Below are 21,214 nucleotides of genomic sequence, written 5' to 3' on the forward strand. Positions count from 1 at the left end.
TGTCTCACGTTAAGGGGTCAGTCCCCATGATTCATGTTGGACTGGTCTTTTATTTCTATATACTGCGTATAGTATGCAGGAAGTCTTACTCGTTTTGTTTGACGCTTTGTTTTCTATCTCTGTAAGCTCTACATATCTGCTAATAAGTCAGGCAGAACTTTATAATTTCTAGCAAGCCAGTTCATTTCTTTAGCGAATCGGATAGGCACAGAATGTTCGTCCATATTGACGTTGATCCACCAAACACTTTCCATATACCACAGCCATTGTAATGATCTTGTTAAACTTCCCTCTATCATCGTACGCTCTTCCCTGTACCCCGCCATAAATGCTGAAACAAGGGGAAGTTTTAACTGCTTATCCCAAGCAAAAGACATGACTGCTCGGGCAATATCCAACTGTGGATAGTCATAATCTAGTCGATCAAAATCCAGAATTGCACTGAGCATATCATTGTTAAACAGGACATTGTCCGCCCAAAGGTCACGATGGGCCCAACCGGGCGTAAGTGCATCTATCATCTCGATATTAACCATTTCTGTTGCTTTACGCTGGGTTTCGATATCAGCCAAAAGCTCTTTTTTATCAGCTTCCTTCGCTTGTTTCCATACTGAATCCCAATGTGCTAAACGTTCCTTACGGCTGGAAAGCACAAGTTTCGGGGTATTTTTGCTCCTAAGCGTACCGTCGTTTAACAAGCAGTGCATTTTTCCAGTTGCCTTGCCTAGCTCATATAATTGGTAAACATTAGCCTTCCCTGGTGCAACCAGTGTACCTGGACAAAATTCCATCACTAGGAAGCGTTCTCTCCGTTCAGATTCCATAAAAACCTGCCCCTCATGATTTAATAACCGTGGACAGGCCAGACCAAGCCCGTGCAATCTTTTTTGTTGAGAAAACGCCCTCAAAAGATCATCAAAATTATAATATTTATATCTTTGTTTATTATATTGTTTTAATAAAAAAGTCCCATTGTTCGTGGCGATTTTCCATTTTAGATTTAACCACCCTCGTTGGATGGGCACAGATTCAATTATATTTAAACCGAAAAATCGATGAAATGTTTCCATTAGATCAGCCTGAATGATTTCATTTGTTGAGAATGTTTCCAATAGACTCCCTCCTTTCTAATTTGCGTATATTACTCCTTGAAAGATCACATATTTGCTTATTATACTTTGTGTTGTCATTTTTCGTTATTCAGTAATTCAACAAAAAAAGCACCTCACCGCGGTCTGTTGTCCGTGTAGTGAAGTGCTTATTCCAGGTGAATCTCACACCTATTTTTTAGCTTTATTCTCTTTCTCTCTTTCAACCAGCATATCCACAACCATATCAATCTGTCCGGTAATAGCGATCGGATCGTAGCGATAGTACGTATCAAAATCATTAAAGAACACTTTATTATTCTTCACCGCAGGCAGATTCCCCCACACAGCGGACGATTTCAGTTGCTTAAGCGCGGTTCCCTTTTTGTCTGGATCATACGTAGTCAGGAACATGTAATCTGCGTCATACTGCGGCAGTACCTCCATTGAAAGCTGTATGGTTTGTTCCTTGGAATTAGCTGTCTTCTTCGGCATGTTCAGTTTGAGCGCATTGTATACAGCTTGTCCGCCTCGTCCCGCATTGTCGCCAAAGATCCAAAGTGCATTTTTGTCTGTCAGCTCATACAAACCGAAAGTTGCCTTTTCGTCAATAACACCTTTCAGACGAGCACGGCCTTCAGCAGCCTTTTTATCAAATGCAGCAATAAATTGCTCAGCCTTCTCCTTTTCCCCAGTGATATCGCCGAACAGCTTGACCGTATCATAGATATTAGTCGTCGTACCGTACGGAATGTACAGGGTAGGTGCAATTTTAGACAAAGCCTCATAATTGGTATCCTTCATAACCACGATCAGATCGGGTTTGAGTTCCAGTGTCTTTTCCAAATTGGTCGGATCCCCCACCTCTTTGGTTCCTTTTTCCTTTAGCAAATCGGTCAAAAAAGGATTTTGAAACGCAGTCGGCTCTACACCCACCACGTTAGCACCCACGGACAGCAGCTCTCCACCGTAAAAATCCGTTACAATACGCTGCGGCTTAGCGGGAATTTGAATATCCCCTTTAACCGTTTTAAAGCTTCTTGTCTCTCCAGTAGAAGCCGACTCTTGCTTATCTCCTGAAGTTGAAGCGGGATTATTTCCAGTGTTATTTCCGCCGCATGCGCTGATAAATACAGCCAATACAAGCATCAAAGTAGCCAGCATAAAAATCGATTTGTTCCTCAACCTATTAGCCCCCTATGTAATATGGAAATAGCCTTATCTCAACATGATAATGATTATCAATATCGTAAGAAATATATCAAGCGCCATCCTTGCTGTCAACTAAAAAGCGAACTTTGTATTATTTCACTACTACTAAAATAAAAAAACCTGCCAAAATATTGGCCAGGTCTTTTCGTGAAGCCGTCTCAAAAACCTACACATTGGGGCTAGGTTGCTGGAGGCTGCTTGCTGGTGATCGCTGTTTTGTTTTATATTCTTCTCCCCAATCCTTCATCAAGTTAATAATCGGGATCAGTGTTTCTCCAAATTCGGTGAGAGAGTATTCGACCTTAGGCGGAACCTGTTGGTAGACTTCACGGTGAACGACACCATCCTCTTCCAGCTCGCGCAATTGAAGTGTCAGCATACGCTGGGTAATTCCCGGACAGATCCGCCGAAAATCACTAAATCGCTTAGTCCCATACATGAGATGGTATAAAATAATCCCTTTCCACTTGCCCCCAATCACATCCAACGTGTACTCAACAGGACACGCCTGATCATTCCCAGCGGTACACTCACCAAAGCCGCCTTTCCGATTGCGCATTGGCCCTTCTCCTCCTTGGTATCATTTTATATACTACAGCACATTAATGTGCGTACTTCCAAAACGATTATATATATTCTAATATTAGTCATGCACTTGATAAGCGTCAATTTCAATCACATCCATAAGGAGTGGAATCACGATGGAAATCCTAACAACCACTAAAGATCAAATTTTAGCTGCATACAAGTTCAGACATGCTACAAAGGAATTTGATAGTCATAAGAAAATTAGCGATTCCGATTTTGAGTTTATTCTTGAAACCGGTCGTTTATCCCCAAGCTCGTTTGGCTTTGAACCCTGGAAATTTGTTGTCGTCCAAAGTAAAGAGATGCGTGAGAAACTGCTGCCCTATTCTTGGGGGGCCACAAAACAGCTACCAACAGCAAGCCATTTCGTACTTATTCTCTCCAGATTGCCTAAAGATATGGTAGCTTCATCCGATTATATCAAGAATATGATGGAAAACGTGCAGCAATTACCTGCTGAAGTGATGCAAGGCAAAGAGAAGGTATATGATGCCTTCCTAAAATCAGATTTTGCGCTTGAGGAAAATGAAAGAGCTATGTTCGAGTGGGCATGCCGACAAACCTATATCGCACTGGGCAATATGATGACTGCCGCAGCTCAAATCGGCATTGATTCCTGCCCGATCGAGGGTTTTAATAAACAAGAAATTGAACGCATCCTTTCCGAAGAAGGCATTATGGATGCCGAGCATTTCGGTATTTCTTGCATGGTGGCTTTTGGCTACCGCCTGAACGAGCCGCGCGACAAAACTCGTCGACCTGTAGATCAGATTGTGGAGTGGGTGTAAAACGCGGAATATCCTTCTTTAAAGCAAAGAGCGCTCCACAGCCATTTCCATGGCTATGGGGCGCCCTCTTTTCATAAAACTCAGGTCCTACAAGTTTTATCACTTCATACGCTTACTGATAGTTCACTTCTTCCACGAAATAGATGTCCTTCAAACGAGCTTTCACGCGCTGAATTTCATCTGCTGTTAAAGGAGCCGTTGGACTTAGCTTGAAGTTCCTTCCGGTGACATAGCTTACGTCCGTGTGACCATCCAGGTTGTAATCCATCTTCGGAACCGGTTTTTGGGTATAATCGGTAAAGTCAATAATAGACCATTCCGCATCCCCATCCTCTTTGGATAAAATAACCCGCTGTGAGGCATTTTCAGTCCACAAATAGCGCAGATTTGCTGGTGAATTATTGGAATCCATAGCCGTCTTAATACCTGAGCCTCTAAACATGAGCGTAAACTCGGTATGATCATTATTGGATCCTGCTACCGATTCATAAACCTGTTTCAGCCCGTCCACACCCACAATCTCGACCTTGCGATCAAGCGGGAAATGATTCACAAAGTTCTCCCATATTGGACCCATGTTATGGGTGTTGGCAAGTGCGTTAATGTCCAAAATAATGGACAAGTAGTTTACCGTATTTATACGTTGATAAGGGTTATCCAAATATTGCTGTACTATATACAGTTGTGGTGCCGCATCCGTCTCCGTCACATAGGGGTCACCCGGATGAAGAGTCCAGCGTGAGGAATCTTTGGTATAGCGTGATCCAATCGGATCAATCGTAACCGAGTTCATGAATACGGTACCGCTATTATCAGTAATTCCTTGTGCGGGAACAATCGGATTGTCTTTATTAGACCAGTAAGGCATCAAAGGTGAGCCCTCACCATACATGCCGTTGACATTATATTGTGTAGCCGACCATCCCATCGCGGATGTAATTCGATAGTGATCTTTTAACCATTGAGTCTGTTCAGGATTCACCGTAAAGCTGGTCAATGATTTCGGCAGATACTTCCGATATTGGTCTGTATCCATGCTTTCAAACACGGATGGTGATCCCATCGAACCAGATTGGTGTAGCTCATTGAATGCATTGTAACGGTACATGTACAGCCACTCATCCATCTTTACTTCCCAAACAGGAAACTTCTGCTGGTTCGGATACCCGGCCAGTATCCCGACTTCATCTCCATACTGATCGACGTAATCCAGAACCTGTTTAAGCTGCGGTCGGTTCGATTCCACAAAAACAAATCCGTTTTCCATCGCCCACGTCACTTTGATGTTGGGACCAAAGTGATCCATCAGCAATTGACGAGATTGCTTGATTTGGTCTACGGTAGTCACGCTTCCCTGCAGCATGATGGAGACAGCAAAATATTGCTTCTTGCGTTCTCCGGGTTCTACCGTTAATTCCGCATCAGATGTGAAGTGAATCCCTTGGGATGGTGACTCAACCGTGAGCTTTAATGGAATAACCGAGTTTACTACCGGAATCAAATGCAGGTTGGCAATCTTTCCATCCTCGTCAAATATTCCTCTGGAATCCTCTACCCGAAGTATCAAGTCTGACGGCAGCATTTCAGGAGCTATAACCTCTCCTTTAGCATTATGAAATACGTAGGACATTTTCCAAGCAGCGGGATCTAAAGCAGCCGCCTCTGAAATAGTATACGTAGACAAGTATACGGACCTGATTACGTTCGGTGGCTCTGCCGGCGGAGTCTTCCCTTTCACGATCAGCTTTGTCTGAGCTGTAAGGACCTGATAAGGTTTGGCAATAGTGACCTTCATCTCTACAGGAATGAAGCTGTCCGCAGCCGGAATATTTTCAGGATGTGCGATTTTCCCTTGTACATCAAACACACCTAACTCATCACTAAATGTGTACGTAACATTTGTGACGCTGACAGCAGGAATGCTTACTGGTCGCCCTTCATGGTAGAGCTGAAAGGATAGCTGATACGAAGGGTACGTTTCTGGCTGATTTACCAGCTCCTCCGCCTTGATTACGACTTCATCTACCAGAAAATCCGAAGAAGGATCCGATGGATCTACTGGAATTACTGGTGGTTTGGGATTAGGCACCGGTGGTGTGACTGGCGAGTCCGGTCTCGGCTTCGGTGGTATCACCGGCGGTTCCGGCTTCGGTTTCGGTGGTGTCACTGGCGGTTCCGGTTTCGGCTCTATTGGTGTCACCGGGGAGACTGGTGAATCAGGTCTTGGGCGATGCCTTTTAGGCTCCTCAATTTCCGAATTCACAGGTTGTTGCCTAATTTCCGGTGTCAAATCGACCGCAATCTTCTGCGATTCTTGTTGGCTGGTCGCCTGAGGCATCGTTGCAGCTCCATTTCCTAATGACTCCAGCAAACGTTTGGCACGTTCTCTCAGACCGTCACCGCCTAGCCAAATCCGATAAGCAACCAGCGTGGCGTCCTGCCGTCTCACAGACTCTTTAGGATGGAAATAGTGATTCGTATCCCCCTCGATCAGTTCCAACCGTTCCATCAGCCATACACTCGTTTGTGCATAGTCTGATATATCTGATTGATCCACAAAACTGGATATTCCAGCAGATCGGGTATCATCAGTAACACCAAAATACCGGGCATACCAAACGGCCATATCCTGACGGGTCATATTGTACTTGGCCCCAAATAATTGTTCGCTAATCCCTTTCGTAATGCTCTCTTCCTGCAAGGCCTGTACATAAGGTAAGGCCCATGGTGACACATCCCGAAAAGAAGTTACGCCTCTGTTATTCGATGTTCGCTTTAAGGTTTTAGCAAAAATGCTTGCCCATTCCTGACGCGAGATAAAATGTAAAGGTCGAAAGCTCCCATCCTGATAACCTGTAACATAACCTTGAGCAGCCATGGCCTCAATCGCATCAGCTGCATAGGAATGTTCGATATCGTTAAAGGCTCTGTTCGCAAAAACAGGCGCACTATGTATACAGAACAACCAGACAGCCAGTAAACCAGCCATGTAATGCCTAATTTGTTTCAACCTTTTTTCACAGTTCATTATTTGAGATCATTACACCTCCTTTACGAGATGGCACTGGGCCACTTTCACCTGTACCTTCATATCAACTTTGAAAATAAATCTCTTTTGTTTTCAAACGGTTTTTCATTACTGTTAACACCAAACTGTATATACTTGGTTTATCGGAATAATCTCCCTAGGATTGAATAAAGCCAGCAAAAAAAGTGGTTTGAGCAATCTGCTGTCCTGCTCATTCAGCATGTTTTTTTAAGCCGTCATTCCCTATCACTAAACAATGGTTTTCATTGGTAATTAAATATTTATCACCTTTGGGTTATCATTTTATTCATGCATACAAACAAAAAAAGAGATGACACCTGTATCCGCATTCGTCTGAATACAAAATGTTATCTCATTTTTTTGTGTAAGATGCACTTATTAAATTCTGTCTTCTCTTTTAATCCTTTTTCAACTCAGAGCCCTTATAAATATAAAAGTAGCCCTTTAAAGATCCGTTTTGTGGATAAGCAGCAGGATCTTTGTCTTTTATTTGAGCTACCCACTCTCGGTTTATAAGCGTAGAGGGGCCTTCCTCAACTAGTGCTTCAGCAGACATTCCAGTGATTGGTTTTGCTGCGCTGGACCAGAATGCAACTAAGTATACATCGTCAGCATTAAAATGATAGCGTTCTTCACTTGGAGTTCCCTCATAAAACAGCTCAGCCAACGAAGCTGCCTCAGATCCTCTCATAAAAATTCGAATCTCATCGGTTCCGTTCCATGTATGAGGAATTCCGTCTTTTGGATTAACGTAGTCTACAGTTTCTGGCTCCTTGTCGGTATTAAAATCAACAACTGCATATTTATAAACCTCATCCGTTACACTCTTGGTTGCAAATTCAGTTGTTTTCTCTGTTCGGTAGCCACTGAACTTTCCATACACATTCGGGGTTTTGCTAATCGCAGCAAAGGCCTTTTCCTGATCCATAAATCCAGCTCTACCAGCTACCGGTGTCAGCCTGTAGGTCTTGATTTCAGTCCCCTTGTACTGATCCCAAGAGTATTCGTAATAATATTTTGCATAAGATATTCCACTGTTCCACCCTACGGATACCAGCATGATAATACCTATCATGAATACTACTGGCCATTTTTTCAACATCATACCCACAACCTCTTTTCTTCAAGTACAATCAAATCATCATTAGAATTATAGCTTTTCAATAATTCTACTAACAGTTAAATATTAGAAGGAATTGTGGATAAATTATGTCTTTTCTATTTTTCTGTCTTCTGCGGATCAGTTGCTGCTTTGAGACGTTTTTCCATTTCCGTAGACACCATAATGTTCAACAACCCCATGAGATTATTGGTCTCGTTTCTTGCTTTTTGATAGGCGGCAGCAAAGGCCTTTTCATTCGCCGCAGGGTTTTTAATATCACTCAGTTTCTTCCACTCTGGTTTAACTTGTTGATCATACATATTGTACAAACTGATGTCTGTGGGCGTCTGTGCAACAGGTATCATAGACTCAAATTTCGAAGCAACCTTAAAGAAGCCCAGCGTATTTTGGACTGATGGAGTAGAGTAATCATGCGTCTTCATCGCTTCTTCTAAAATAAGAAGTCCCTCGCGTGACAGGTAGAGCATTTTGATGAGCCCTCTTTCTGTATTAGAAGTTTCCTCCCATTTCTTGTAGGTCTCTCCCGGAGCAACTCCCTCTGTAAAATAAGTATAAGCCTCATGAATAAACTCATCCGTATTCGGGTGAATTGGCTTTTCTGTATATAAATTGACAACAGAGTCGCTGTAATTTGCGATGTTGATATGTTTTCCGGTTGGATCGGAAACCCGCCGAATGGGATGGTTTGGCACCCGTACCAGCCCATAACGATCCGCAAAGGAAAGGATCTGCTCTTGTGTTGTATTTAGTCCTATTTGGCCTGCTTGCTGGTCGGGTTTCGTTGCTTCTTTAGCCATGTCTGCATACGTTTTTGTGTTGGTCTCAGCTTTTGCCGTTTTGTCCATTGTACTGCTCGCAGTAGCTTCCGCACTCGCTTGTCCTGCAACATCATGATCCACTTTGGGTGTCTGTGTAGCTGTGGCAACTGTAGACGTAGTCGCTCCAGTCGTAGCCTCACCTTCATTTTGTTTTTTGGAGTCACCGCATGCTGCCAGCATAGCAGATAAACTCATGACAGCAGTCATCAAAATAATGTACTTTTTCACCTTCATCTGATGTTTTCCTCATTTCTTGGTGTATCATTCTGCCATCCATACCTACGATAGACTAAGCTTCACATGTATCCTCGCAGGCCAATGGTATCTTCAATAATATGGAATTCATCTTATCAGAAATAAAAATGAGGGAATACTGGACCATCCTCCTGATTAAGCTCGGTTTGTTTTATAGTAATACGTTGTTTTCTGAACTAAAGACGTGATTATCACGCTGAAAATGGGCAAATTTCCTGTTGACTTTTAGAATACTGCGATCCTCGGTACTACTCCTGCACGCTTATAATTTCTAACCCGAAAACGAAAAACGAAGCTCATGACCTAGGAACTTCACACACAGCCGAATGGTTCTTGTTTTATCTAGCAGCATTCTGCCCACTCTTTTTTTTCTATTTATTTGAAGTCCCACGGTCTGACCTTTAGAATAGATAATACACTTGGCGTTATTTAAGGAAGGGTGAACTTATCTATGTTCAAGAAAATGGATATCTACCGAATTCTCACTTTAATATTTGCTGTAATTGCTATGGTTTCGTCCCTTTTATCTCTCGCATACCCGGATACTTATAAGCACGCATACACCATCGCACAATTTTTTATAGGACTTGTGTTTTTATTGTCCGGCATTTCAGAATTTAAGGCTCATCGTAAGAGTATGGCAATAATGAACTTCTCCGTTTCCCTTCTCACTTTCTTTGTATTTATATTCACCCTTGTAGTGCGAAAAGGTTAGCCACACACTTTTTCACCTCACTTACAGCCTTTCCATTGCTCTATTCCTCTTCATATAAAAAGAAAAGCCGAGCGCAACTCAGGTAATCTGAATTACGCTCGGCAAATACTACATCTTGAGCAGCCTATTCGTTTTTTTCTAACTCTTCAATTCTCTGCCGCTTTCCTATACCAAAGATAAAATATCCAATAACGACGATCGCCATGAATGTTGCCCCGACAATCAACGATAAGCGTGTGTCCGGGTTAAACCACATTCCAACAATTACGAGCAACAGAAAGATAATGGTGATGTAATTACTAATCGGGAAAAACCGAGACTTAAAGTTATGACCTTCCATTTCGTTTTTCCACTTTTTCCGGAATTTAAATTGACTAATGGCTAATGCAAACCACGGTACCATACCTGGGAGAACACTGGCGCTATAAATATACAGAAACAGTTTGGAATCAGGCATTAAGTAGTTAAATAATACCCCTACCAGCAGCAAGGAAATGGTCGTTATTATACTATTTCTAGGGACGCCGCTTGCCGAAACTTTTCCGAAGAACTTAGGAGCTTGTCCATTCTTAGCCAATGTATATAACATTCTGCCCGCACTATAAATACCACTGTTGCAACCTGACATCGCAGCTGTGAGTACAACAAAGTTAATGATACCCGCAGCAGCCACAATTCCTACCTTGGCAAAAGTCAGAACAAACGGGCTGCCAATCTCGCCAATTTGGTTCCAAGGATAAATCGTAACAATGACAAAGATTGCCCCTACGTAAAAAATCAGAATACGCCAGATGATGTTTTTAATGGCTTTTCGCAGGGTCATTTTCGGATTTTCTGCTTCACCCGCTGTAATGCCCACCATCTCAATCCCCTGATAAGCCGCCGTTACAATACAGAGTGCAAATAGGAACCCTTTTAGCCCTCCTGCAAAAAAACCACCATGGCTGACTAGATTGGATAGACCTATCGGTTGTCCGCCGTTACCGAGGCCAAAAAAGATAATCCCCGTACCAACCACTAGCATGAAGATAATTGCGATAATCTTAATCATCGCAAACCAGAATTCAAATTCTCCATAAAATTTCACAGCCGCCAAATTGGCCAGCGCAATAATAATTACACCTGCCAAAGCCGGCAACCATTGCGGGATATCCGGGAACCAGTAGCCCACATATACCCCAATCGCAGTGACCTCCGCCATCCCTACAGTAACCCATAAGAACCAATAGCTCCAAGCGGTCAAGAAACCAGCCAAAGGGCTGATGTATTTATGAGCAAAGGTAGCAAATGAGCCCGTCACCGGTTCAAGAATCAGCATTTCCCCCATGATCCGCATGACAAAAAACATAATAATCCCAGCTAAGAGATAAGCCAACAGCACCGAAGGACCTGCCCATTTTATCGTACTTGCCGATCCCATAAACAAGCCAACGCCAATCGTGCCCCCAAGCGCAATCAACTCAACGTGTCGTGGCTTCAGCCCTCTCGTTAATTGTTTCGATTCCAAAAGAACGCTCCCCTTCGTATATGTTCGTCATCAAATGCTAATGATCCGGAAAACTGCCCCCAAACATTATTAATTTTCAGACTGACGTGGTTGATCGAACGACTACACAGTAGTTCCACGATTTGTAAATATACAAAGAAACCACGTCCTATTTACCGTCTAAAACCTTACTGTTTCTAAGACCGAGTCCGTAGCATTAGATGCATTGTATGACAAAAAACGTCTAAATACAACTGCTAATTAGCAGACATTTTTAGACATGAAATGGAAAGGAAGGAGATTCATTTTTCTGAACATTGGTCAATTCAATGTAATGCATTAGAGCGTTAAACATGCGTATTTTTTCAATGATAAATATCACGATATTAAGCTTATTTAAAACCTGTATCCCTACAGTGCAAAACATGAACTCCGAATGAAAGAGCAACATTTCAAACATTACCTTGTGCTATAACTATGCATGAATTCCAAACAAGGAGATGAAGACATGAGTAAGTTAAAAGGTCAAATCGCTTTAGTAACTGGTGCAAGTCGAGGAATCGGTCGTGGCATTGCATTACGTCTGGCTCGGGAGGGGGCCATTGTCGCAGTGCACTACGGAAGAAGGCATAAAGAAGCAGATGAGGTGGTTCATCAAATTGAGCAACTTGGAGGGGCTGCATTTACGATCGGTGCTAACTTCAGTGCCCTGAACGGCGTTTATGATTTATATGCGAAATTGGATGAAGCGCTTCGGGAACGTACAGGCGATAATCGGTTTAATATTCTCGTCAATAACGCTGGAATGGGTCAAATTGTCCCCCTAGAAGAGACAACAGAAGAATCTTTTGACGAAGTCATGAACATGAATGTCAAAGCACCTCTTTTTGTTACCCAGCAAGCTTTGCCGCGTCTAAAAAATGGAGGCCGCATTATCAATCTCTCATCGTTTGTTACACGCGTGGCCTCCCCTAGTGTTTTCGCATATAGCATGTCAAAGGGGGCAATCGACACACTGACACGCGTTTTGGCTCATCAACTTGGGAGCCGTCATATTACAGTCAACGCCATCCAACCTGGCATTATCAATACAGAGATGAATAGCGGAACATTACAAGATCCCAACGGGCAGAAATTTGCCGCTGGCCTTTCGACCTTTAAACGCTGGGGCGAGCCTGAGGATGTTGCAGATATAGCTGCCTTTCTTGCCTCATCGGATAGCCGTTGGATCACTGGTCAATTGATTGATGCAAGTGGTGGATCTCATCTGTAAATGAACAGGTTCAAAATAAAAGCAAAATGCGTTGGTGAGAGAAAGTCGTTCTTCTCCACCAACGCATGAAATAGATTATCAGCCAGTTGTTCAACATGACTACTACAGATCAGGTACCACAGAAGGTTCGGTAAGGACAAGTGGGTTCCTCAGGCAATGTAGAGTAAACTTCCTGTTCAGTAGAATAAGCATAAGGGTCCGAAAGAACTTCAAGAAGTTTCTCCATCACACGGTAATCTTCTCGTTCCACCGCAGCTTCCAGTGCTTCTTCTACCCGATGGTTGCGCGGGATGATTGCAGGATTTCTGCTGCGCATCAGCTGATGCGAGGAGGCTTCGGATTCCTGTTGTCTGTCCAGCCTCGCCTGCCACTGCTTGTGCCACTGGGTAAAATCCGCAGTGCTGAACAAATCCGCATCCTCCAGTTTGTTTAAAGTTAGAGCACGGAAGGTATTGGTGTAGTCCGCGCGATGCTTCTGCATGATTTTAAGAAGATCCTCAATCAGGGATTCATCCTCTAGCTCCTCGTTAAAGATCCCCAACTTGGCCCGCATTCCCGTAAGCCAATGATGGCGAAACATGTTTGCAAAATCTGAAATTGCATCCTCGGCCAGTTGGACAGCCTGCTCTCTGTTGTCATGTAGCAGCGGCAAGAGGGTCTCTGCAAATCTCGCGAGATTCCACGCAGCAATATGCGGCTGATTGACATAAGCATAGCGGCCCTGCATGTCGATGGAACTGAACACCGTCTCAGGATTATAGGTATCCATAAAGGCGCAAGGACCATAATCAATGGTTTCTCCGCTAAGGGTCATATTGTCGGTATTCATCACTCCATGAATAAAACCCACTAACTGCCATTGGGCGATCAGCTTCGCCTGACGCTTAATCACTTCCTGAAGCAGTGAAAGGTAACGGTTTTCGTCATTGGCAACTTCCGGATAGTGTCGTTCCAATGTGTAATCAGCTAGAGTACGCAGATCTTGGGACGTGCCCCATGCTGAGACATATTGAAAGGTGCCGACACGAAGATGACTGGCAGCCACACGAGTCAGAATGGCGCCGGGCTGCTCAGTTTCCCGGATGATCGCCTCACCTGTAGTTACCACCGCCAAGCTGCGGGTGGTAGCGATACCTAGCGCATGCATCGCTTCGCTGATGATGTATTCGCGGAGCATCGGCCCAAGTGCCGCTCGGCCATCACCACGACGAGAGTACGGCGTTCTGCCTGAGCCCTTGAGCTGAATATCAACCCGTTTACCCAAGGGAGTGATCTGCTCGCCAAGCAGTAGAGCACGACCGTCTCCTAACATGTTAAAGTGCCCAAATTGATGCCCTGCATAAGCTTGTGCAAGAGGTGTAGCACCTTCGGGAACCTGATTGCCGGCCAACATTGCTACGGCGTCATCTCTTTGCAGCGCATTTTCGTTCAAACCCAGTGAGACTGCCAACGGATGATTTAAAATGATCAGCTTTGGTGAACGGACAGGATTTGGATTGAGCTTCGTAAACATGGATTCCGGCAGACGAGAATAACTGTTGTCGAAGTTCCACCCTATTTTATCTGCTATTTCTTTTTTCTCCGTCATAGTGTCTCCTTTTCTGCTATGGTATCTTGGATTTTTCCGTTTTAGTTTTTACTTCTATCCATTTATTATCCACTTTTCACCATGCTGTTGTGCTTTTTAACTTACTTTTTTATTGTAACCGATGATCAAACATGAATTGTATTTGAATACCGAATGGGTCTTCAATAATACCATAGGCTTGGCTAAACACATTACTAGATAAAGGTACAATGATTTTCACTCGATCATCTGTTATTAGACTATGATAAAAATGTTCAATTTCTTCTCTGTCAGCACTTTGAATACATAATGAAGTATTATTCCCTACAGTATATTCCTCATTGGGATTCATGGGTTCTTCTGCTATCATAACCTTTGTTCTTCCGATCGATAAGACAGAATGAGAAATATAATCTTTATTTTCAGCAGTAAGCTGTATTGAGCTGTCACGTTTGGCCATATCTTGATAAGTAACGAGAAATCGTTCCTCGGCGTTAAAATGTTTTTTGTAAAAAGTTATAGCTTCCTTTGCTTTTCCGTTCATGGATAAGAAAATAGCTATTTCCAGTGTTGTACTCATGGGTTTCAATCTCCTTTTATATCATGCTTTTAGGTAGATATCTTATAGATTTGATATATCACCTTGAACCTATTATCATATGTAAAGGGTTCAAAACATGACACCTTTTATAAGGAGATTTATGTATGAAGAAATCCGAAAGATTAAATGACATGATTAGGTACTTAAACAGTCGAGAGTACTTTAATTTAAATGATCTTATGGATAAATACCATATTTCAAAAAGTACAGCCTTACGTGATATTAGTTCATTAGAACAATTAGGTATGCCTATTTATTCGGAACATGGCCGACATGGACGATATGGTATCTTAAAAAATAGATTGTTATCCCCTATTATTTTTACGATGGATGAAGTATATGCTCTGTACTTTGCAATGTTGACGTTAGAAGCTTATCAATCTACACCATTTCATTTAAGTGTTAATAAACTCAATGAAAAGTTTGAACACTGTCTTTCTAAAATACAAATAAACCAGATTCATAAAATGAAAAAGGTTCTACAATTTGAAATATATCAACATAATCATGTTAGTCTCTATTTGGACAAAATACTAACCAGTATTCTTAATGAGACGTACTGTAAGGTTCAATATTCAAAAAATAACCAGAATAAAAGTTACCATGTTCAATTTTTCAAGATTTCCGCTAAGTTTGGCCAATGGTACGCTACTGGAATAGAGTTAAATACGAATAAGTATAGGGTTTTCCGATGTGATCGAATCACCTTGGTAGAAGAAGAGGAAATCAATTCTCGCTTTTCTATAGATGAACTCCTTAATCGTTCATTAGAAATGTATCAATCTGAGAAGAGCATTGACTTTGAAGTAGAGATTGTAGAACAAGCCAAGGATATTTTTTATAAAGAACATTATCCCTCTATGAAAATACAGCAGGGGCATAAAACAGTCATCAAAGGATTCTATAATCCTGGAGAGGAGGAGTTTATCGCTCATTATTTTATGAGATATGGTCATTATGTACGATCAGTAAAGCCTGAATCTTTAAAACAGATTATTAAGGAGAGAGTTGAGCACCTCTTAAACCACTATCAAAAATTATAAAATCATCGAAGGTTTGTTCAAAATTTTTTCTGCATTTAGCAAGAAAAAGAAGCCTCAAGCTCCTTTTCCCTGCTAACGATGACATTGGAATTATGGCTTCCGTTTGGCGATAACAGCATAGGATACCGTTCTTGTGAATCCGCTTGGATTCCATGCAGTAAATACCCATCTGTCTTCGGCTGCGGAATAATTATTGAGAAGAAAACCTTGTTCATTTCCAGAGAAAGTCCATGAGCCGCTAATCAGGTTGTAGTCGTTACCGTTAATCGTAGTGCTTCTAAAGCTATTGGGAGAAAGAGTGACCGGAGCGAAAGTGAAACGTGCGAATCCATCTCCAAGTTGAGTTACACGAATGGCTTTTCTAACATTCATAACCACATGGCTTCTTTTTTTCAGTTTTTTCCCCAATTTTGCTTCCGCTTTTCTAATTTTCACTAAAGTTGCCTTTCGCAAAAAAATCATCTCCTTCATTGTTATACTTATAGTTAATGAAGGACTAAATGCTTTTGAATGGACAAAATCCCCGGTAAATTGGCTGGATTTTTTGGAGATGTTGAAACAAAAAGCCCTTCCTTAAAAAAAGGAGGGCTTGACACCGCTACTCTTATTATTTTCCGTTTCTATACCGATTTTGTTAAGCCGATATGGGTGATCATGGTGTCATATGGCTCTAATTCCATGGTTTGTTTGCCATAGTCCGTTTCAATCGCTGTTCTTTGCAGTTGATCACTATTGTTAATAACAACCAACATTTTACTTTCTGGATAATAAGCACATTCTGTATATAGGTTATCTGTAATGTACTTCGTTTCATGTAACTCATTGCCTGCAAACCGAATTATATTCAGTAGCAACCTTGTGTTTTCCCAGCTGAATTCGAAAGAAGGAAGGTAGATCCCCTTTCCTTTACCAAAGGCATGAGTGGATAGTGTTATCATACCACTCGTTTCCTCCACTACCGCAGCTGACCCATCGGTAAGATAAATGCTATTCTTTGGCGTTATACTGGCTCCCTCAGGCACCAAACCATGCTCATCCCTAGCCTCGTATGCCCATCTTCCATGACCTACTCTGGAGCCTGTATCCTCATCCAGTCCGAGAACATGTGCCATTCTGAAAAAGCTGTCGTGGCCTTCAACCGCAGAGGGCTGGTTGATGCCAATAAAGGTACCACCCTCATAAACCCATTTCGTCAGTAAGTCCACACACTTGTTGTCATTCCAATGCTGTCCACCACTCCATGCTGTACCGGCAGAGCCTGCATTGATGACTACATCACAATCCTGTAGTATACCCTGACGGATATCTTCAAAATTAATGAACTCAACTTCAACCGGCAATCCGGATAAAGCCTCATTGATATGAATCAAATCATGCATATACGTTTCGTGGAAATGGCCAGACAAGGTCCACGATCTCAATTTTCCCCAGCTGTGCAGAATAGCTACCTTCGTCTTCATATGATAGGGTTTGCCTTCATGATGCAGTTCTTTGATTTCTCTAAATTCATTGGCAATCTTTTCGATGTAATCGCAAAAATCCGGGTAAGGCTCTACAAGATGCAAATATCCACCCAGTCCAATCCGGTCAATAGGCTCCCTCAACAGGGCGCGTCGGATATTAATCCAATACTTTTTGGCATCTAGCGTGGGGTCGCCCCCCTCCATAAAGGTAGGAAGCCCGCCTAAGCCAACCGGAAATAAGTATGGATGCAGCCGAATCTCATGCGTATTCACTTTCACACCTGAACACAGCCTCGCCTCATAACCTGAGAACACACATTTAATCAACCCGTCAAATCCAAACTCTTGAAAACGGTCATTATAAGGCTCCATACCAACCCAACTGTCATCATAAAACACATAGGCCAGCTTGTCGTGCTTATGCACAATATCAATTAATTTCTTGCCAAATTCGATTACAAAATCATTGATAAATGCCATCCAGTCCAGCTTGCGTTGCTCAGCCGGGATATGTGTGACGCGGTACTTCCCGCCATTCACAAAATCCTCGGCAGTCATCGAATACCCATATCTCTTCGCAAATAGATCAAGCGCTCTTGAGCTTACCGTAAAATCGTATGACCCCCAATCAGAGAACAGATGGCGATTGCGCTCATTGCTGCCCCAAATCCAGGCGAAGTTATAAAATAAGGAGGTAAACCGGACAACCGTGGTTTCCTTATGATGAAGACACCAATCCTCCATCCAATTCAGCAGATACTGTTGCGTTTCTGTATACATGGGATCAATCTGCATTAAATGCTCTTTGTCCCAATGATTCGTGGTGTGATTGTACATGGAAATCTCTTCCCAGATCCGGTAGACCATGAAGCTTACCGTGTATTTATGCCAAGGAGCAATGCCGGTAATGACCACATTTCCGGATTCCCTTTCATAATTCCATTGTTCTCTTGGAACTTCTTCCCCGGTCGTTCTGTCAAAAACCTGCCAGTAGTTAAGCGCCTCTTTAGAATCATTCACTTTGAATTGTTCTGCAAAAAAATCCTCCATCAGATAGATGGATACATAATCCTGTACAGCTACCTTCGGATTCGTAATTAAAAAACACTGTTGCAGCTTATCCAGATTGCGGGACGCCCACTCGTTATGATCTCTGATGATACAGATTGTAGAATAAATGCCGTACCCAGCGTTTATAATCTCATCGGACAACTGCGTGCCGTCACTGTCACGGATGACATCAGCGCCCCATCGTTCAGCTAATTTCAGGGTCAGCGCCTCATAACCAGATTCTCCTGGTAGCGTAAAGGCCCCCGTTGTTTGTTTAGACAACTTCGATCCCTCCTAATTCAACATATCGGATAGAAAAGCCAACGCCAAGCCTTGTCCCCAGCCCTGAATCCAGTCTTTTGGAATATTGCGATACCCTTCACGATTTTTCATAACCGCCGTGCCGCCCGATACACCCAATACCCGTCCGTCTTCGCTAATATGGTTTAAGATGCCCTCCAATGCCTTTTGCACGTATTTGGTATGCAGTGGATTGCCGTTATTGATCATGGCCGCCGCAATACCGCAAGATGCAGATACTTCTTCATAGGACTCCTCGTCATCCAGTACCGTCCGCCACAAGCCATTCTCTGTTTGAACACCCTTCAATGCAGCCAGTTGATCCCGAAGGGAACATTCCACGTCCATACACGGCGGATACAAATACCAGTCTTTCAAATGAATTTTGACTTGCGACATGGTATATGCTCCCCAAGCATTCGCTCTTCCCCAGAAAAATCCGGACATGTGATCCTGTTTGACATTATTGTAGCCATGGTACCAGAAGCCGCTACTAGGGTCTTGCAGGTATTTGATATGCCAGTAATATTGATTTAAGGCATCCTGGATCATTTTCTCGTCCTTTAATTTGGTTCCTACACGCAGCAGAAAGAATGCCGCCATAAACAACGTGTCTGCCCATGCCTGTTCTGGAAAATCATTAGCAACGGATACCGTATGCTGCAGAACATGGTCTCCGAACCTGAGAGCATTGTTTTGGATGTAATCCACCTTGCTCATCACAATATCCCAATATTTCTGGTCCCCTGTTTCTTCATACAATGTGATCAGCATATGACCCATGGCACATGTGTTAACCGTCCAGTGCGGCAGACCCAGCTCGATGTATTCATCTGCCCACTGGGCAAGCATATTTAGATACTCTTTATTCCCTGTTTGGGTATAGGCTCTGGATACACCATAATAAGCCACACCGCAGGGCCAATCCCACGTTAAATCCATCGCCATGGTTTTTCTGACGACTTTGTCGATGACTCTTAATATTTCTTCCTTGTCATAATTTAATTGAAGCATTGTTATTCCCCTCTCCTAGTGCACACGCCCCCAAAGGCGCTTGAGAGCGGTTTGTCACTGTTTTGGAAACGCTTTACTTATTCCATTGTACGCAGTAAAATAGTCTCACTCTAAGCACATTCGCAACAAAACTGCGCAATTTCAATCATTTATGTATACCTGCTGGCTAAACTTGACATAGCGTTGACCTATAATCTACTCAAATCCAAGTTATGGGAGTATCGAATATGCCCAGAAAAAAGAAGCCCATTATAGAATACCGACATTACAGCTTGCCTATAAACTTCCCTGTCTTGCTGTTAAGCGGTGAACGTTGGAAGATTTCAGATATTAAAAGTGAGCATCTCCATTTTCATAACCATTTGGAGATTGGTATTTGCTATTCGGATAGCGGTTTCATGGAGATCAAAGGAGAAACTGTCCCCTTCAAAGCCGGGGATGTAACTTTCATTCCCAGGTATCTTCCTCACACCACGTACAGTTCGCCAAATACAGCCAGCCTTTGGTCTTATATCTTTTTTTCGCCAGAGGACCTTTTCCAACATTCCTTTAAAAGCGCTTACAGAAACTTTGAGCCCAATTTGTGGGTGATGAAGGGAACGAACTGTATATTAAACAAAGAGCAGCATCCCAAGGTGTATACACTTGCGACTTCGATCGTAGAGGAGTTACAACAACAGAATCCTTACTATCAGGAAAGCGCCTACGGCTTATTGTTATCCCTTTATATAGAACTTCTCAGAATTCACTCCAGGAATGAATCATTGAAAGATGCAGAAACAGTACATAGCCGGAAAAGCGATTTTGCCATTTCTCCGGCTTTGGAATACATCACTAAAAATTATATGACACCTGTTAACATTGATTTTTTGGCTGATCTATGCCATTTAAGTACAACTCATTTTCGCCGAAAATTTCATGAGATTATGGGAACGTCGCCTCTTGATTTCCTAAACAGCACCCGAATCGAAGAGGCCTGCAAGCAGTTAAAAAGCACAGATGACTCCATTCTTTCCATCTCCGAGCAAGTCGGTTATCGTTCCATTTCCAGCTTCAATCGATGCTTCTCCAAGCTTATGGGAGAGCCGCCTAAAGAATGGCGTAAAGGAGCGCAATCCGAAGCACAATCGGCCAAAGCGTCTATACTGGAGTTTACCGGATGGGTTTAATTTTGCCAAACTGAATCCAGCAGCTCGTCCACTTCCTGAATTCGGGTTACCGATGGTGTTGGTATAAGATTTCCTCTCACCATAACCATAGCTACATTCGACAAAGCTTTTATGTTGTCCAAAGGGTTGTCCTCCAGCACGATTAAATCTGCCTGTTTTCCGGTATCAATGCTCCCTGTAAGATGATCAATGCCTAGGATTTCCGCATTAGACTTTGTTACCCGTTCGATGACCTGACCCGCATTCAGTTTCGTTTGTCTCATATAGTGATCCAGTTCCTGCCAAATGTCATAGTGAGTGACGTAAGACATTGCGGCATCCGTTCCAATTCCAATTTTGATCTCATGTTCTACAGCCTGACGCAGCCCCTTCAGCATGGAGTCGTACACAAGCCGCGAATTTTCCTTAACCGTTTCATTCACCTTCGTTAGGCTTGTATCCAATTTCGCAACGGGATACCCAGCCTGCAAAGTAGGAATCAAGGCGGTATAGCCCGATATAAAAAACAGGGAAAAGACATGATAATGGAAGCCGGTTTGCCCTGTTTTCCACTCCACTTTTCCCCGATTTCTTTCAAGTCTTCATTCATGTTTTCAGTGAGAACAACCCTGA

The 21,214-nt window shown here is 42.8% G+C and carries 18 protein-coding genes; 5 read left to right on the top strand and 13 right to left on the bottom strand.

Going from position 1 to position 21,214, the window contains the following annotated elements:
• Nucleotides 1-128 precede the first annotated feature (128 nt).
• From BN1546_RS06860 to BN1546_RS06870, 3 genes are all read right to left on the bottom strand, one after another.
• Nucleotides 129-1,112 (bottom strand): phosphotransferase, encoded by a 984-nt coding sequence (locus tag BN1546_RS06860; protein WP_019686220.1) that lies wholly within the window; start codon nt 1,110-1,112, stop codon nt 129-131.
• Nucleotides 1,113-1,280: 168 nt separating this feature from the next.
• The gene (locus BN1546_RS06865; RefSeq protein ID WP_013369547.1) at nt 1,281-2,273 is read right to left on the bottom strand and encodes an ABC transporter substrate-binding protein; all 993 of its coding nucleotides are present in this window, start codon (nt 2,271-2,273) and stop codon (nt 1,281-1,283) included.
• A 193-nt stretch (nt 2,274-2,466) separates the two neighbouring features.
• Nucleotides 2,467-2,859, bottom strand: coding sequence for a winged helix-turn-helix transcriptional regulator (locus BN1546_RS06870; protein WP_013369546.1), 393 nt, complete (start codon nt 2,857-2,859; stop codon nt 2,467-2,469).
• 142 nt (nt 2,860-3,001) lie between these two features.
• Between BN1546_RS06870 and BN1546_RS06875 the strand changes: the two genes are divergently transcribed.
• Nucleotides 3,002-3,676 (top strand): NAD(P)H-dependent oxidoreductase, encoded by a 675-nt coding sequence (locus BN1546_RS06875; RefSeq protein WP_090736766.1) that lies wholly within the window; start codon nt 3,002-3,004, stop codon nt 3,674-3,676.
• 112 nt (nt 3,677-3,788) lie between these two features.
• Here the strand turns inward: BN1546_RS06875 and BN1546_RS06880 are convergent, their stop codons facing one another.
• The 3 genes from BN1546_RS06880 to BN1546_RS06890 all read right to left on the bottom strand — a co-directional run bounded on the left by BN1546_RS06880 (nt 3,789) and on the right by BN1546_RS06890 (nt 8,900).
• Nucleotides 3,789-6,704 (bottom strand): S-layer homology domain-containing protein, encoded by a 2,916-nt coding sequence (locus tag BN1546_RS06880; RefSeq protein ID WP_090736767.1) that lies wholly within the window; start codon nt 6,702-6,704, stop codon nt 3,789-3,791.
• 418 nt (nt 6,705-7,122) lie between these two features.
• The gene (locus BN1546_RS06885; RefSeq protein WP_090736770.1) at nt 7,123-7,830 is read right to left on the bottom strand and encodes a hypothetical protein; all 708 of its coding nucleotides are present in this window, start codon (nt 7,828-7,830) and stop codon (nt 7,123-7,125) included.
• A 113-nt stretch (nt 7,831-7,943) separates the two neighbouring features.
• Nucleotides 7,944-8,900, bottom strand: a complete 957-nt coding sequence (locus BN1546_RS06890) for a hypothetical protein (RefSeq protein WP_090736772.1) — start codon at nt 8,898-8,900, stop codon at nt 7,944-7,946.
• Nucleotides 8,901-9,429: 529 nt separating this feature from the next.
• On the opposite strand from BN1546_RS06890, the gene BN1546_RS06895 reads away from it, so the two are divergent.
• Nucleotides 9,430-9,636, top strand: a complete 207-nt coding sequence (locus tag BN1546_RS06895; RefSeq protein WP_255305569.1) for a DUF3953 domain-containing protein — start codon at nt 9,430-9,432, stop codon at nt 9,634-9,636.
• A 124-nt stretch (nt 9,637-9,760) separates the two neighbouring features.
• Here BN1546_RS06895 and BN1546_RS06900 read toward each other — a convergent pair whose 3' ends face one another.
• On the bottom strand, nt 9,761-11,143 hold the full coding sequence (locus BN1546_RS06900) for an amino acid permease (RefSeq protein ID WP_090736778.1): 1,383 nt from the start codon (nt 11,141-11,143) through the stop codon (nt 9,761-9,763).
• Nucleotides 11,144-11,630: 487 nt separating this feature from the next.
• Between BN1546_RS06900 and BN1546_RS06905 the strand changes: the two genes are divergently transcribed.
• On the top strand, nt 11,631-12,395 hold the full coding sequence (locus tag BN1546_RS06905) for an SDR family oxidoreductase (protein ID WP_090736780.1): 765 nt from the start codon (nt 11,631-11,633) through the stop codon (nt 12,393-12,395).
• 109 nt (nt 12,396-12,504) lie between these two features.
• Here the strand turns inward: BN1546_RS06905 and BN1546_RS06910 are convergent, their stop codons facing one another.
• Nucleotides 12,505-13,983 carry a protein adenylyltransferase SelO gene (locus BN1546_RS06910; protein ID WP_090736783.1) on the bottom strand — a complete coding sequence of 493 codons (1,479 nt, stop codon included), beginning with the start codon at nt 13,981-13,983 and terminating at the stop codon, nt 12,505-12,507.
• A gap of 109 nt (nt 13,984-14,092) precedes the next feature.
• Nucleotides 14,093-14,542: a VOC family protein gene (locus BN1546_RS06915; RefSeq protein WP_058828966.1), complete on the bottom strand. Its 450-nt coding sequence runs from the start codon at nt 14,540-14,542 to the stop codon at nt 14,093-14,095.
• A 125-nt stretch (nt 14,543-14,667) separates the two neighbouring features.
• Between BN1546_RS06915 and BN1546_RS06920 the strand changes: the two genes are divergently transcribed.
• Nucleotides 14,668-15,606, top strand: a complete 939-nt coding sequence (locus BN1546_RS06920) for a helix-turn-helix transcriptional regulator (protein WP_090736786.1) — start codon at nt 14,668-14,670, stop codon at nt 15,604-15,606.
• A gap of 90 nt (nt 15,607-15,696) precedes the next feature.
• Here BN1546_RS06920 and BN1546_RS06925 read toward each other — a convergent pair whose 3' ends face one another.
• From BN1546_RS06925 to BN1546_RS06935, 3 genes are all read right to left on the bottom strand, one after another.
• Complete coding sequence (locus BN1546_RS06925) at nt 15,697-16,068, bottom strand: hypothetical protein (protein WP_225683773.1); 372 nt, start codon at nt 16,066-16,068, stop codon at nt 15,697-15,699.
• 158 nt (nt 16,069-16,226) lie between these two features.
• Entirely contained in the window at nt 16,227-18,401 is a 2,175-nt protein-coding gene (gnpA, locus tag BN1546_RS06930; protein WP_090736789.1) for a 1,3-beta-galactosyl-N-acetylhexosamine phosphorylase, read from the bottom strand.
• Between the two features lie 12 nt (nt 18,402-18,413).
• Nucleotides 18,414-19,433 carry a glycoside hydrolase family 88/105 protein gene (locus BN1546_RS06935; protein WP_090736791.1) on the bottom strand — a complete coding sequence of 340 codons (1,020 nt, stop codon included), beginning with the start codon at nt 19,431-19,433 and terminating at the stop codon, nt 18,414-18,416.
• Nucleotides 19,434-19,660: 227 nt separating this feature from the next.
• On the opposite strand from BN1546_RS06935, the gene BN1546_RS06940 reads away from it, so the two are divergent.
• Nucleotides 19,661-20,602 (top strand): AraC family transcriptional regulator, encoded by a 942-nt coding sequence (locus tag BN1546_RS06940; RefSeq protein ID WP_090736794.1) that lies wholly within the window; start codon nt 19,661-19,663, stop codon nt 20,600-20,602.
• Here the strand turns inward: BN1546_RS06940 and BN1546_RS06945 are convergent.
• Nucleotides 20,599-21,159: an amidohydrolase family protein gene (locus tag BN1546_RS06945; protein ID WP_090736799.1), complete on the bottom strand. Its 561-nt coding sequence runs from the start codon at nt 21,157-21,159 to the stop codon at nt 20,599-20,601. The two genes, BN1546_RS06940 and BN1546_RS06945, sit on opposite strands and share 4 nt — an antisense overlap.
• Nucleotides 21,160-21,214: the final 55 nt, after the last annotated feature.

Source organism: Paenibacillus sp. Mc5Re-14 (genome assembly GCF_001049835.1).
Lineage (GTDB): Bacteria > Bacillota > Bacilli > Paenibacillales > Paenibacillaceae > Paenibacillus > Paenibacillus polymyxa_C.